This window comes from Candidatus Allofournierella excrementavium (genome assembly GCF_048526665.1).
GTDB lineage: Bacteria > Bacillota > Clostridia > Oscillospirales > Ruminococcaceae > Allofournierella_A > Allofournierella_A excrementavium.
The window spans coordinates 72279-84213 of the sequence record NZ_DBGFPE010000017.1; the positions used below are offsets into that span (position 1 = coordinate 72279).

Genomic DNA, 11935 nt, shown 5'->3' on the forward strand with positions numbered 1-11935 from the left:
GCATATCTGCGGCAGGGCTTTCGGCCCGGCGGCTATCACTGCACAACGCTCAGCTGCCAGGACTCCATCGTGAACGGATTCCAGTAGTCCAGCTGGATGTTCTGGTAATAGTTCACGCTGCTCAGCCCGTTTTCGTCAAATTCCAGATCGACCACCACCAGCGAGTCGGCGTTGCCGTTGTCCATCAGGTAATACTGCATGAAGGAGCCGCTGCCGTCTGCCGTGGGCTCGTTGCGGATCGCAGGGCCGTAGGCCTCTTCCACCTGTTCGGGGGTACTGCCGCAGGTAATGCCGCCGGGAAGCGCAAAGTCAATGCCCCCGGTCAGGTCCACGACAAGGCTCGTCACCACGCAGTCGCCCATGGGCAGGGGTGCGTCGGAGGCGTTCAGCGTCTCGTTGATGCAGACGCCCGCCACCGAACCGTTCTCCGCGTTCGCCTCGCTGTAGTAGGAGGGATACTCCAGCTGCCACGGCTCCACCGGAGCGGTCAACTCCTCGGCGCCGGCATTGCTGTAGGTCAGGCCCAGATCGTTGACGGTGGTCTCAAGCAGGGTATATACCCGGCCGTTGCACCGGAACTGCAGGCTGGCCAGATCGCTGCTCAGCTCCGCGGGCTGCGCCGGCGCAGAGGCGGCGCTGTCGGGGGCGGAAGCGGAGGAAGCAGGCGCGGACTGTTCCGGCTGGGAGGCGGAGGCCACGGCGGAATCGGAAGAAGGGGTCACAGAAGAAACAGGGGCGGAAGAAGCGGGCCCGGAGCAGGCGGTCAGCGCACAGCCCAGGGCGGCCGCGGTGAGAAGGGAAAGGATTCGTTTCATAAAATTGACCTCTTTTTAAATTTTGTAATGCGGTGGTTTTGTACCCCGGTCATTCTATCATCGTGGGATAGGTTTGTCAAACCTGCCCCTCCGCCGGCTTTTTGGGGGGCGGCAGGGCGGGTCCGCGGCCTTTGGCGGCAGGGGCAAGGCCTGTCTTCCTGCGCAAAAAGGGGCTGCCGCGCGGTTTTTCCGCGCGGCAGCCCTTTCGGTTGTTTGCGTTGGGTTCAGGAAACCTGCAAAAGGCTGTCGGTGCCGTCGTCGGTGAAGAGTTCCTCCCGGGGCACGAAGTAGATGAACTCGGTGCCGCTGTAAGTCAGAACGCCCCGCTGGCCGGGGAACAGCTGCCGCGCCAGGTGCTCGGGCACCGTGAGGGCGATCTCCTGCCCGCGGGCCACAAAGGTCACGGGCACCCGGTCCGCACCGGAAGCCGCCACCCGTTTCACCGTTGCCATCAGGCTCACTTCTCCTTTGGCAGGGCGGCGGAACCTGCGTCCCCACACCCCGATCAGACCAATTGCCGCAAGGGCCATCAAAAGGCCCGGAATGATCCACATCCACCGCATTGAACACCCCTCCTTGGGTCAAAAAGTTTGTATCTCGAAAACCGCTTGGTTTCGTGCGTTTGTATCTATAAGACGAACGGCCGCGCCGTTTTATTTCACAATTTTATGAAAGGCGCGAAAAAAAGATTCGGCGGGGCGCGCAAAGCCCTTGAAAAGGCCCGCGCGCCCCGCCGCTTCGTACGTTTTGGCAAAGGGTCAGTCGCTGAAAAGTTTTTGTTTATTATGCATATAAACGCTCATCACAAGCCCCACGCAGAGGTACATCATCAGCGCGCTGGTGCCGCCCGCCGAGAAGAAGGGCAGGGTGACGCCGATGACCGGCAGCAGCGACAGGTTCATGCCCAGGTTGATGATGATCTGCCACGCGATGGCCGCGAACACGCCGGTGCAGATGTAGGTGCCGATGTGGTCCTCGCTGCGCAGGCCGGTGGTGAGGGTGCGGATGGCGATGAAGAACAGCGCCCCCAGCACGATCACACAGCCCACAAAGCCGATGCACTCGGCCAGATAGCTGAACATGAAGTCGTCCTGGGCGTTGATGACCGAATAGTGGTCGTCGGAGAAAAAGCCCCGCCCGAAGATCTGCCCCGAGCCGATGGCCGTCATGCCGCCCAGCTGCTGGCGGGCGATGTCCGGGTACTGGTCGGGATAGAGCAGGGCCATGATGCGGTCCACCTGATAGCCCTTGAGCGCGTCGGGGAAAAAGCCGATGATGAGGGAAAGCCCCGTGACCCCCAGGGCAATGGCCGAGAGGATGTATTTCCAGGAGAGCCCCGCCGCGAAGAGCATCATGCAGCCGATGGTGCCGAAGACGATGGCGGTGCCGTCGTCGCCCTGGATGTGCACCACCGCCACGGTGGCCAGGATGTGGGCCAGCAGCTTTGCCAGCGTTTTTGGCTCGTTGATGTGCTCACGCACATTGTCCAGATGCATGGCGAAGGTGAGGATGAAGCTGATCTTTGCAAGCTCGGTGGGCTGCAGGCTCAGGGGGCCAAGGCGGATCCAGCTGTAGTTGTCGGTGCCTTCGGGGTGCCAGCCGAGGGTCAGCGGGCCGATGCTCAGATGGGTGAGGGTGAGCAGCACCAGCGTCCAGGTGCCCACCACGTGCACCGGCCAGATGCGGGCCAGGCTGCGGTAGTCGATGCAGGAGAGCACGATGGCGCACACAAGGCCCAACAGGCTGGCCACCCCCTGCACAAAGGCGTTGCGGTAGCTGCCCAGGCCGGTGATGGAGCCGTCGAACGCGTCCCGGGCGAAGCCCCCCGCCGCCTGCCCCAGGCTGATCAGAGTGATGACGCTGAGCACCGAGCAGAACACACAGGTGGCGATGTAGGCCCGGTCGGTGGCCTTGAAGTATTGCCGGATGACCTTGAACACCATCCGCACCCCCTTTCAAAAGTTGGTCATTGCTTTATTATATCCCACCGGGCTGCTTCTGGCAATGATTTTCCCCGCGCCGCTTTTTGCAGCGGGCGGGCAAATATGCTATAATGGCACCAGCGTGCACAGGGCGGCCTTTTCCGCCGCCCGGCCAAAGCGAAAAATGCGGGAGGATGGGCCGCCGATGCTGTTTTCGAGCCTTGTTTTTTTGTGGATCTTTCTGCCGGTGGTGCTGGTGGTCTATCGCCTTGTGCCCGGCTGGGGCAAAAACGCCCTGCTGCTGGCGGTCAGCCTTTTCTTTTACGCCTGGGGCGAGCCGGTGTACATCCTTTTGATGCTGGCCTCCATCACCCTGAACTATCTGGGCGGGCTGGCCCTCGCCCCCTTCTCCGGCCGGGGCCGTTCGCTGGTGCTGGCGGCGGTGGTGGCGGCGAACCTCGCGCTGCTGGGCTACTATAAATATTACGGCTTTGCCGCTGACACCCTGGCGGGGCTTTTGGGCCGGCAGGTGCTGCCCATGCGGGACATCGCCCTGCCCCTGGGCATCAGTTTTTACACCTTCCAGGCCATGAGCTATGTCATCGACCTCTACCGCCGGCGCATCGAGCCCCAGAAAAACTGGTTTCTGCTGGCGCTCTACATCAGCTTTTTCCCCCAGCTGGTGGCGGGGCCCATCGTGCGCTACACCGACGTCCAGGCCCAGCTGCGCAGCCGCACCGTGACGGCCCAGAGCTTTGCCTTCGGCGTCAAGCGCTTTTTATACGGCCTTGCCAAAAAGGTCATTCTGGCCAACTGCTTTGCCGCCAAGGCGGACGAGGTGTTCGCCCTGGATCCCGCCGGGGTGGGCACCGCCCTGGCATGGCTGGGGGCGCTCTATTACGGGCTGCAGATCTACTATGACTTTTCCGGCTATTCCGACATGGCCATCGGCCTCGGAGCCATGTTCGGCTTCACCTTCCCCGAAAACTTCGATTATCCCTATCTTTCGGCCAGCATCGGCGAATTCTGGCGGCGCTGGCACATGACCCTCTCCAGCTGGTTCAAGGAGTACCTCTACATCCCCCTGGGCGGCAACCGCAAGGGGCAGCTGCGCACTTTGTTCAACGTGTGCGTGGTGTTTCTGGCCACCGGCCTGTGGCACGGAGCCAGCTGGCAGTTCGTGGCCTGGGGCGCCTGGTACGCCTTTTTGCAGGTGCTGGAGCGCACGGTGCTGAAAAAGCCCCTGGCGAAAGCGCCGAAGCCGCTGGCACGGGTCTACACCCTGCTCTGTGTGCTGTTCGGCTGGGTCATCTTCCGCGCGCCGGGCCTGCGGGCGGGACTTTTGTGGCTGAAGGCCATGGTGGTACCCGCGGCGGGCTTTGCCGCCTGGCCGGTGAGCCGCTACATCGACGGGCGCACCCTGGTGCTGCTGGCGGCGGGGCTTTTGCTCTGCGGCCCGGCCCAGGCGCTGTGGCCCCGCTTCAAGGCCGCCCTCTATGACCGGCGGCCCGCCGGCTGGGCCCAGACCGCGGTGCTGCTGGCGCTGGGCTTTGCCTGCCTTGTGCTGCTGGTGAGCGGCACCTACAACCCCTTCATCTATTTCCGATTCTAAAAGGAGGCGAGGAAGATGCCCGATGCTGTGAAAGAGCGCAAAGGCGCCCGGCGGCTGCTGGTGGGCGGGTTCGCCGCCCTGCTGGCGGGGCCCTGCCTCCTGTGGCCGCTGGCCCGGACGGTGTGCGACACCACCAACTACGAAAACCGCACCCTGGCCGCCTTCCCCTCCCTGGCGGACGGGGTGGACGGCTGGCCCGCCGCCTTTGAGGAGTGGCTGGGAGACCACGCCCCCTTCCGCAACCAGTTTTTGACCCTCAAGTCCGGGGCGGACCGGCTGGTGGGCACGCTGGACTCCACCAACGTGCTGCAGGGCAAGGAGGGGTGGCTCTTTTTGAAGGACGTGTCCGACTCCAAGAGCCTCTCCGACTACCAGGGCCTCACCGCCTACACCGCCGAGGAGACGCAGGCCATGGCCGACTCCCTGACAGCGCTGAACGACGCACTTGCCGCCAAGGGCAGCCGCCTTCTGCTGCTGTTCGCCCCTGCGAAAGAGGGAGTTTACAGCCGCTACATGCCGGACAGCGTGCCGGTGGTGAGCCGGCCCACCCGGGTGGAGGCGCTGGCGAACACCTTGGCCGAAACGGGCGTGCCGGTGCTCTTCCCGCTGGAAGAGCTGGAGGACGCGTCGCTGGAGCGGCAGGTTTATTATAAGTATGATACGCATTGGAACGAGGCGGGGGCCTGGCTGGCCGCCCAGCTGACGCTGGAGGCGCTGGACAAGCCCTATGCCGCCGCCTGGCCGGAGATGGCCGCCGACCCGGAAAAGGCCCCTCTCACCGACCTTGCCAACATGTGCGGCAGCTGGGCGTGGTGCACCGACGACGTATACTGGGCGCTGGATGCCGTGCCCGCCGAGTGCACCCTGTGGGAGGCGGGGGGCGAGATCGCCCGCTACGCCGGCGAAGGCGAGGGCAGCCTGCTCCTTGCGCGGGACAGCTTCGGCGAGGCATTGGCTCCCTGGCTGGCCCAGGGCTTTGAAAGCACCACCGTGCTCCACGGCAACCAGATGCAGCCCGAGACGCTGCTGGAATGGCAGCCCGAGGTGCCGGACGTGGTGGTGCTGGAGGTGGCGGAGCGCTTTTCCGACAACCTGCCCGGACGGCTGGACGCGCTTCGGCAGTGGGCCGAGGCCGCGGACTGAGCCGCCGCGGTTGCACTTTTGCCCCCGCGGGGGTATAATAAGCCGCGGAATTTGACGAAACGACCCGAAAGGAGGAGGCGGCATGGCCGAATTCATCACCCACAGCCGCGCCGAGACGGTGGAGCTGGGCAGAAAGCTGGCCCGGCATCTGGCGCCGGGCGCCCTGGTGTGCTTCACCGGCAGCCTGGGGGCGGGCAAGACCGCCTTCACCGAGGGGCTGGCGGCGGGCCTGGGCTGCACCGACCCGGTGAGCAGCCCCACCTTTGCCATCGTGAACTACTACCGGGGGCCCCGGCCCCTGGCCCACTTTGACCTCTACCGCATCAGCAGCCGGGAGGACCTGGAGACCGCCGGCCTCTACGACTATCTGGACGAGGGCGCGGTGGTGGCCGCCGAGTGGAGCGAGAATTTTGCCGACCTGCTGGCGCTGGAGCATCCCGTGCGGGTGGACATCCGCCACGCCGGCGGCGACGAACGGATCATCACCATCGAGGGGGTGCAGCTGTGATCACCTTTGGACTGGACAGCGCCGGCCGCACCGCCGCCGTGGGCGTGATGCGGGACGAGGAGCTTTTGTACGAGGCCTTTCTCAGCGCGGGCCATACCCACAGCGAAGTGCTGATGGAGCTGGTGGACGGGGCGTTCAAAGCCACCGGCCTTTCCCCCGCCGACGTGGACCTGTGGGGCGTGTGCGCCGGGCCGGGCAGCTTCACCGGCCTGCGCATCGGCCTTGCCACGGTGAAGGGGCTGGCGCTGGTGCACAAAGCCCCCTGCGCCGCCGTTTCCACCCCCGAGGCGCTGGCTTTCAGCTGCCCCGCAGGGCAGGGCACCGTTCTGGCGGCGCTGGACGCCCGCCGGGGCGAAGTGTACTGGGCGGCCTTTGACCTGGAGAGCCATGCCCGCCTTGCGCCGGACGCGGCCTCGCCGGTGAAGGAGCTGGCACAATTTGTGGAAAATTGCAAAAAGCCGCTCTTTTTTGTTGGTGACGGGGCCGCTCTGTGCTATAATGAATACGGCCAAGCGCCGGGGGTCATTCCCTGCCCGCCCGCCCTGGGGCTTTGCCGGGGCGCGGGGGTGTGCCTTGCCGCCCGAGCGGTGGACGCCCGGGGCGGAGCCGTGCCCGCCGCCGCCCTTGCGCCCAGCTATCTGCGGCTGAGCCAGGCCGAGCGTGAACGCGCCGCGCGGGGCCAGGCCCTGCGCCCGTAAACAAAACGACCACCGACGGAGGATGTTTTCAAATGTCTAAACCCATCGCCCTCGCCGCCGACCACGGCGGCTTTGAACTGAAAGAGGCTGTGCGCGCCCATCTGGACGAGATCGGCGTGGCCTACAAGGATTTCGGCAGCTTCGATGGCGCTTCCTGCGACTATCCCGACATGGCCGAGCCCGCCTGCCGGGCCGTTGTGGCCGGTGAATGCGACAAGGCGCTGCTGTTCTGCGGCACCGGCGTGGGCATCTCCATCAGCGCCAACAAGATCCACGGCATCCGGGCCTGCTGCTGCTCCGACGCCTTCAGCGCCGAGTACACCCGCCGCCACAACGACGCCAACGCCCTGTGCATGGGCGGCCGCGTGGTGGGCCTTGGCCTTGCCATCTATCTTGTGGATCTTTTCCTGAACACCCCCTTCGAGGGCGGCCGTCATCAGCGCCGGGTGGACAAGATCACCGCCCTGGAAGAGCAGGGCTGACATCATTCCACAGGCAGAACGCGGGGGCAGCCCCGCGTTTTGACGATACACAAACATCAATCACATAAAGTAAGGAGCGGTCAGTATGAGCAAAGCACCCATGATTTTGGATCATCCCCTGGTCCAGCACAAGATCAGCCTTCTGCGGAACAAGAACACCGGTACGAAAGAATTCAAGGAGCTGGTAGGCGAGATCGCCACCCTGCTTTGCTACGAAGCCACCCGCGACCTGCCCACCAAGGAAGTGGAAGTGGAGACCCCCATGGGCGTGGCCAAGTGCAACGTGCTGGCGGGCCGCAAGCTGGCCCTGGTGCCCATCCTGCGCGCCGGCCTGGGCATGGTGGACGGCATGCTGACCCTGCTGCCCGCCGCCAAGGTGGGCCACATCGGCATGTACCGCAACGAGGAGACCCTGGAGCCCGTGGAATACTACTGCAAGCTGCCCAGCGACATCGCCGAGCGGGACGTGTTTGTGCTGGACCCCATGCTGGCCACCGGCGGCAGCGCCTGCGACGCCATCACCCAGATCAAGAAGCGGGGCGCCCGCAGCATCAAGTTCCTGGGCATCGTGGCTGTGCCCGAAGGCATCAACAAGCTGCGTGAGATGCACCCCGATGTGGACATCTATGTGGGCGCCCTGGACGAGGGCCTGAACGACATCGGCTACATCGTGCCCGGCCTGGGCGACGCGGGCGACCGCATCTTCGGCACCAAGTGATCTTTGCTCCCATCCATCCCGAAAGGAGGTGCTGACCCTTGCGGCACCTGTTCAAAAGCCTGTTCATGACTCTGGTGGTGACCGCCGGCGCCGTTCTGGCGATGCTGATCCTGCTGAACCACTCCTTTTTCGACGCCCGGGTCAACACCATCACCTTCTGGTGCATCGTGGCGCTGCTGGCCAGCATCTGGGGCGCTTTCGCCGGCGAGGTGCGGGAAACGGCGAAGGCCCAAAAGCCCGAAAAACCCTCTGGGGACGCTGTGGAAAAACTGGTGGACGCCGCCGCGCTGAACGAGGCCGGCGACGAGGCCCGGGCCCCCTTCGCGGAGGCCGCGCCCCCCGCGCCTGAGGAGGCGGCCCCCGCCGCCCCGGCAGGCGTGGCTGAAACAGCGGGACAGGCGCCTTCCCCCGCCCCGGCCCCCGAGGCCCAGGCCGAACCGGAACCCCCGGCCCCCGAAAAAGCCGCCCCGGCGAAAAAACGCGCGCCCGCGGCCCGCAAAAAGCCCGCGGCCAAAGCGCCGGAGGCCCGCAAAAAGCCCGCGGCCAAAGCACCGGAGGCCGAGGCCGATGCAAAGCCCGCCCGCCGCAAAAAGGCCGCCCCGAAAGACGGCGAGCCCGCGCCCCGCAGAAAGGCCCCCGCCAAAAAGGCGCAGGCCCCCGCGGAACAGCCCGCGGCGCAGGATGCGCCGGCAGCCGTGACCGCCCCCCAGGCGGCGCAGCCGCAGGCAGAGCCCGCGCCTCAGCCCGCGGCCCCGGCCCCTGCCCCGCAGGAATCGCCGGCAGCGCCCGCCGCCTCCCCCGCCCCGGCGCGGGGCCAGCGGCTCACCGCCGCCCAGCGGGCCGAGCAGCAGCAGAAGGCCCAGGAGGAAAAACTGCGCCAGCTGCAGCAGGCCGCCCGCCAAAAGCAGGCCGAGCGCGCCCGCCGGCTGGAAGCGGAGGACGTCCGCCAGCAGCAGAAGCTGGCCGAGCTTCAGGCAGCCGCCGCCAAAAAGCACGGCGGCTACACCCCCTCGGAACCCAAATGAAAAAACAGCGCCCGGCTGTGCGGCAATGCACAGCCGGGCGCTGTTTCGTTTTGTGCGGTCAGTGACGCACGGCGTTGTAGACGTGCTCCACCTCAGCGGGGTCGTCCCCGCAGATCTCCACAGGCTGAGAGAAGTCCAGATTCATGAGGCCCAGAATGCTCTTGGCGTCTGCCACAGCGCCCTTCAGGTCCTGCACGCTGATCTCCTGCCGGCACTGGGCCGCGGCGGTCACGATGTTGTGTACCTGCTTGAAGCAGGTGACCTTGACAGGTTTCGTCATCATTCGTCCCTCTTTCGTCCGAAATGCCGCCCGGCCCCTTGCGGCGCCCGCGGCCGCCGACGCGCCGCCTTTCCCCGCGGCGCCTTCGGCTGGGGTTATTATAGCACACAAAAAATCCATTTGTACATTTTTGGTTTTGATTTCTACCACGTGAACGAAACGCGCTTTTTATCAGGGGGGTTTTTTGTTGTATTTGCCGTGATTTTGTTTTGATGCCCCGCCGAATTGCAACAAAACTCCATTCATTTTTCACATTTCCCGCCCGGCGGCGGCTTTGGACCGTTCCCCGCGGTGTTTTTTGTTGCAAACAGGCGGGATTTCTGCTATATATATTGTGAGGCGTTTTGACCTCAAATCCAATGTTTTGAAAGGTTTGATGATTTTTGGATACCCCTGGCCCCAGTATTTACATCGCAATGGTCCTTCTGGTCGCCTGCTCGGCATTTTTCTCCGCCAGTGAGACGGCCATCTCCTCCTTCAACAAGATCCGCATGCGCAGCAAGGCGGAGGACGGCAACAAGCGGGCGAAAACAGCCCTGAAGGTGGCGGAGGATTTCGACAAGACCATCTCCACCATCCTGATCGGCAACAACATCGTGAACATGGCCAGCGCCTCGCTGGCCACCGTGGCGGCCACCGCCCTGTGGGGCCCCACCAGCGGCCCGGCCATCGCCACCTTCGGCATGACGCTGCTGGTGCTGATCTTCGGCGAGATCCTGCCCAAGAGCTTTGCCAAGGACAGCCCCGAAGCCTTTGCCTTGCAGGTGGCGGGGGTCATTGCGTTTCTTCGCACGCTGTTTTCGCCGGTGGTGTGGTTCTTCGTCAAGCTCAAGCAGCTGCTCACCGGACGGCGCTCCGCCGGGCTGGAACTGCAGCCAAGCGTGACCGAGGATGAGCTGAAGACCATCATCGACACAGTGGAGGAGGAGGGCGTGCTGGACAGCCAGGAGACCGAGATCATCCAGTCTGCCATCGAATTCGACGACATCACCGTGCAGGAGATCCTGGTGCCCCGGGTGGACATGGTGGCGGTGGACGTGAACGACCCCGTGGACGAGATCGTGAACACCGTGCTGGACAACTCCTTCACCCGCATCCCGGTGTATGAGGGGGACATCGACCACATCATCGGCATGCTGCACACCCGCGACCTGTTCGAGTGCCTGGCCCGCAGCAAGGCCATCGACGTGCGGGCCATGTGCCGCGAGCTGCCCTTCGTCTACCGCACCAAGCGCATCAACGACCTGCTGGCGGAGTTCCGCCGCCAAAAGCAGCACATGGCCATCGTCACCGACGACTACGGCGGAACGCTGGGTCTGGTGACGCTGGAGGACGTGCTGGAAGAGCTGGTGGGCGAAATTTTCGACGAGACCGACGAGGTGGAAGAGCTGCCGGTGCAGCAGCTGGAAGAGCACCTGTTCCGGGTGGCGGGCGAGGCCAACGTCTACGACGTGTTCGAGGAGCTGGGCGTTTCCACCCGCAACTTCGACAGCGATTTTTCCAGCACCGCAGGCTGGGCGCTGGAGTGCCTGGAGCACATCCCCGCCCCCGGCGAGAGCTTTGATTACGAGAACCTGCACGTCACCGTGGAGCAGGTGGAGGACAAACGCATCCTCTCGCTGCTCATCCGGCTGATGCCCAAGGAGGACGGGCAGGACTAAGCGAGGTGTTTTTGGTGAGCGAGTATCCCATCCCCCAGGGCTATGTGCCCTGCCTGGGCCTTTACGACACCCAGAAGGCCATTGGCATGATCAAGCAGGCCTTCGAGGTCAAGCTGTGCGCGGCGTTGCACCTCAAGCGGGTCACCGCCCCCCTGTTCGTGGACCCGGCCCTGGGCCTGAACGACGACCTGAACGGCGTGGAGCGCCCGGTGAGCTTTGACATCCCCGCCGCCGGCGTCAGCGCCCAGGTGGTGCACAGTCTGGCCAAGTGGAAGCGGCTGGCCCTGCATCAGTACGGCTTCCGCCCCGGCAACGGCCTGCTCACTGACATGAACGCCATCCGCCGGGACGAGGAACTGGATAACCTCCACTCGGTGTATGTGGACCAGTGGGACTGGGAGAAGGTCATCGACGCGGACCAGCGCACCCGGGAGTATCTGCACGCTACCGTGCAGAACATCGTCTACGCCATCAGCTCCACTTTGGACGAACTGAAATGGCAGTTTCCCCAGCTCACCGGCAGCCTGTGCCGGGAGGTGACCTTTGTCACCAGCCAGGAGCTGGAGGACCGCTGGCCGGACCTTACCCCCAAGGAGCGGGAAAACGCCTTTGCCAAGGAGCACCGCACCATCTTCATCGAGCAGATCGGCGGCAAACTGAAGAGCGGCAAGCCCCACGACGGCCGCGCCCCGGATTACGACGACTGGAGCCTGAACGGCGATCTTTTGTTCTGGCACGAGCCGCTGCAGTGCGCGGTGGAGATCAGCAGCATGGGCATCCGGGTGGACCCGGCGGCCCTGGACCGGCAGCTGACCCTGGCGGGCTGCGACGAGCGGCGGGGCCTTGCCTTTCACAAGATGCTGCTGGCGGGCGAATTGCCCCTGACCATCGGCGGCGGCATCGGCCAGAGCCGGCTGTGCATGCTGCTTTTGGAAAAAGTGCATGTGGGCGAGGTGCAGGTGAGCATCTGGGATGCCGCCACCCGCAAAGCCTGTGAAGATGCGGGCATCCCCCTTTTGTAAAAAACATACATAAGAAAAGCGTCCCCCGTGGGTCAAGGCCCATGGGGGA

At 64.6% G+C, this 11935-nt stretch carries 13 protein-coding genes; 9 read left to right on the forward strand and 4 right to left on the reverse strand.

Annotated features, from left to right (window positions below; translation table 11 throughout):
- Window positions 1–35: 35 nt before the first annotated feature.
- From ACMI1Q_RS05650 to ACMI1Q_RS05660, 3 genes are all read right to left on the reverse strand, one after another.
- Window positions 36–815 (reverse strand): hypothetical protein, encoded by a 780-nt coding sequence (locus tag ACMI1Q_RS05650; protein ID WP_419503087.1) that lies wholly within the window; start codon window positions 813–815, stop codon window positions 36–38.
- A 224-nt stretch (window positions 816–1039) separates the two neighbouring features.
- Window positions 1040–1267, reverse strand: coding sequence for a hypothetical protein (locus ACMI1Q_RS05655; RefSeq protein WP_419503088.1), 228 nt, complete (start codon window positions 1265–1267; stop codon window positions 1040–1042).
- A gap of 306 nt (window positions 1268–1573) precedes the next feature.
- The gene (locus tag ACMI1Q_RS05660) at window positions 1574–2758 is read right to left on the reverse strand and encodes an FtsW/RodA/SpoVE family cell cycle protein (RefSeq protein WP_330058865.1); all 1185 of its coding nucleotides are present in this window, start codon (window positions 2756–2758) and stop codon (window positions 1574–1576) included.
- A gap of 184 nt (window positions 2759–2942) precedes the next feature.
- Between ACMI1Q_RS05660 and ACMI1Q_RS05665 the strand changes: the two genes are divergently transcribed.
- From ACMI1Q_RS05665 to ACMI1Q_RS05695, 7 genes are all read left to right on the forward strand, one after another.
- Window positions 2943–4349 (forward strand): MBOAT family O-acyltransferase, encoded by a 1407-nt coding sequence (locus tag ACMI1Q_RS05665; RefSeq protein WP_419503089.1) that lies wholly within the window; start codon window positions 2943–2945, stop codon window positions 4347–4349.
- 15 nt (window positions 4350–4364) lie between these two features.
- Window positions 4365–5492, forward strand: coding sequence for an alginate O-acetyltransferase AlgX-related protein (locus ACMI1Q_RS05670; RefSeq protein WP_419503090.1), 1128 nt, complete (start codon window positions 4365–4367; stop codon window positions 5490–5492).
- 82 nt (window positions 5493–5574) lie between these two features.
- A complete protein-coding gene (gene tsaE, locus ACMI1Q_RS05675; protein ID WP_419503091.1) occupies window positions 5575–6000 on the forward strand; it encodes a tRNA (adenosine(37)-N6)-threonylcarbamoyltransferase complex ATPase subunit type 1 TsaE in 426 nt (141 codons plus the stop codon).
- Window positions 5997–6698 (forward strand): tRNA (adenosine(37)-N6)-threonylcarbamoyltransferase complex dimerization subunit type 1 TsaB, encoded by a 702-nt coding sequence (gene tsaB, locus ACMI1Q_RS05680; RefSeq protein ID WP_419503092.1) that lies wholly within the window; start codon window positions 5997–5999, stop codon window positions 6696–6698. The genes tsaE and tsaB overlap by 4 nt, the downstream gene beginning before the upstream one ends.
- A gap of 32 nt (window positions 6699–6730) precedes the next feature.
- Window positions 6731–7180, forward strand: coding sequence for a ribose 5-phosphate isomerase B (gene rpiB / locus ACMI1Q_RS05685; RefSeq protein ID WP_419503093.1), 450 nt, complete (start codon window positions 6731–6733; stop codon window positions 7178–7180).
- Between the two features lie 85 nt (window positions 7181–7265).
- Window positions 7266–7898, forward strand: a complete 633-nt coding sequence (upp, locus tag ACMI1Q_RS05690; protein WP_177521560.1) for a uracil phosphoribosyltransferase — start codon at window positions 7266–7268, stop codon at window positions 7896–7898.
- Window positions 7899–7936: 38 nt separating this feature from the next.
- Window positions 7937–8923 (forward strand): hypothetical protein, encoded by a 987-nt coding sequence (locus ACMI1Q_RS05695; RefSeq protein ID WP_419503094.1) that lies wholly within the window; start codon window positions 7937–7939, stop codon window positions 8921–8923.
- Window positions 8924–8981: 58 nt separating this feature from the next.
- On the opposite strand, the gene ACMI1Q_RS05700 is transcribed toward ACMI1Q_RS05695, so the two are convergent.
- Entirely contained in the window at window positions 8982–9206 is a 225-nt protein-coding gene (locus ACMI1Q_RS05700; RefSeq protein ID WP_330058275.1) for an HPr family phosphocarrier protein, read from the reverse strand.
- Window positions 9207–9619: 413 nt separating this feature from the next.
- On the opposite strand from ACMI1Q_RS05700, the gene ACMI1Q_RS05705 reads away from it, so the two are divergent.
- Together ACMI1Q_RS05705 and asnA are read left to right on the forward strand one after the other, a co-directional pair.
- Window positions 9620–10864 carry a hemolysin family protein gene (locus ACMI1Q_RS05705; RefSeq protein ID WP_330058274.1) on the forward strand — a complete coding sequence of 415 codons (1245 nt, stop codon included), beginning with the start codon at window positions 9620–9622 and terminating at the stop codon, window positions 10862–10864.
- Between the two features lie 14 nt (window positions 10865–10878).
- Entirely contained in the window at window positions 10879–11886 is a 1008-nt protein-coding gene (gene asnA, locus ACMI1Q_RS05710; protein WP_419503095.1) for an aspartate--ammonia ligase, read from the forward strand.
- The last annotated feature ends 49 nt before the right edge of the window (window positions 11887–11935 follow it).

Bases quoted from the DNA above. Each gene is read 5' to 3' on its own strand.
- ACMI1Q_RS05670 (WP_419503090.1), top strand. From the start codon at position 4,365: ATGCCCGATGCTGTGAAAGAGCGCAAAGGCGCCCGGCGGCTGCTGGTG.
- ACMI1Q_RS05700 (WP_330058275.1), bottom strand. From the start codon at position 9,206: ATGATGACGAAACCTGTCAAGGTCACCTGCTTCAAGCAGGTACACAAC.
- ACMI1Q_RS05665 (WP_419503089.1), top strand. From the start codon at position 2,943: ATGCTGTTTTCGAGCCTTGTTTTTTTGTGGATCTTTCTGCCGGTGGTG.
- ACMI1Q_RS05705 (WP_330058274.1), top strand. From the start codon at position 9,620: ATGGTCCTTCTGGTCGCCTGCTCGGCATTTTTCTCCGCCAGTGAGACG.
- rpiB (WP_419503093.1), top strand. From the start codon at position 6,731: ATGTCTAAACCCATCGCCCTCGCCGCCGACCACGGCGGCTTTGAACTG.
- upp (WP_177521560.1), top strand. From the start codon at position 7,266: ATGAGCAAAGCACCCATGATTTTGGATCATCCCCTGGTCCAGCACAAG.
- tsaE (WP_419503091.1), top strand. From the start codon at position 5,575: ATGGCCGAATTCATCACCCACAGCCGCGCCGAGACGGTGGAGCTGGGC.
- ACMI1Q_RS05655 (WP_419503088.1), bottom strand. From the start codon at position 1,267: ATGGCAACGGTGAAACGGGTGGCGGCTTCCGGTGCGGACCGGGTGCCC.
- ACMI1Q_RS05650 (WP_419503087.1), bottom strand. From the start codon at position 815: ATGAAACGAATCCTTTCCCTTCTCACCGCGGCCGCCCTGGGCTGTGCG.
- ACMI1Q_RS05660 (WP_330058865.1), bottom strand. From the start codon at position 2,758: ATGGTGTTCAAGGTCATCCGGCAATACTTCAAGGCCACCGACCGGGCC.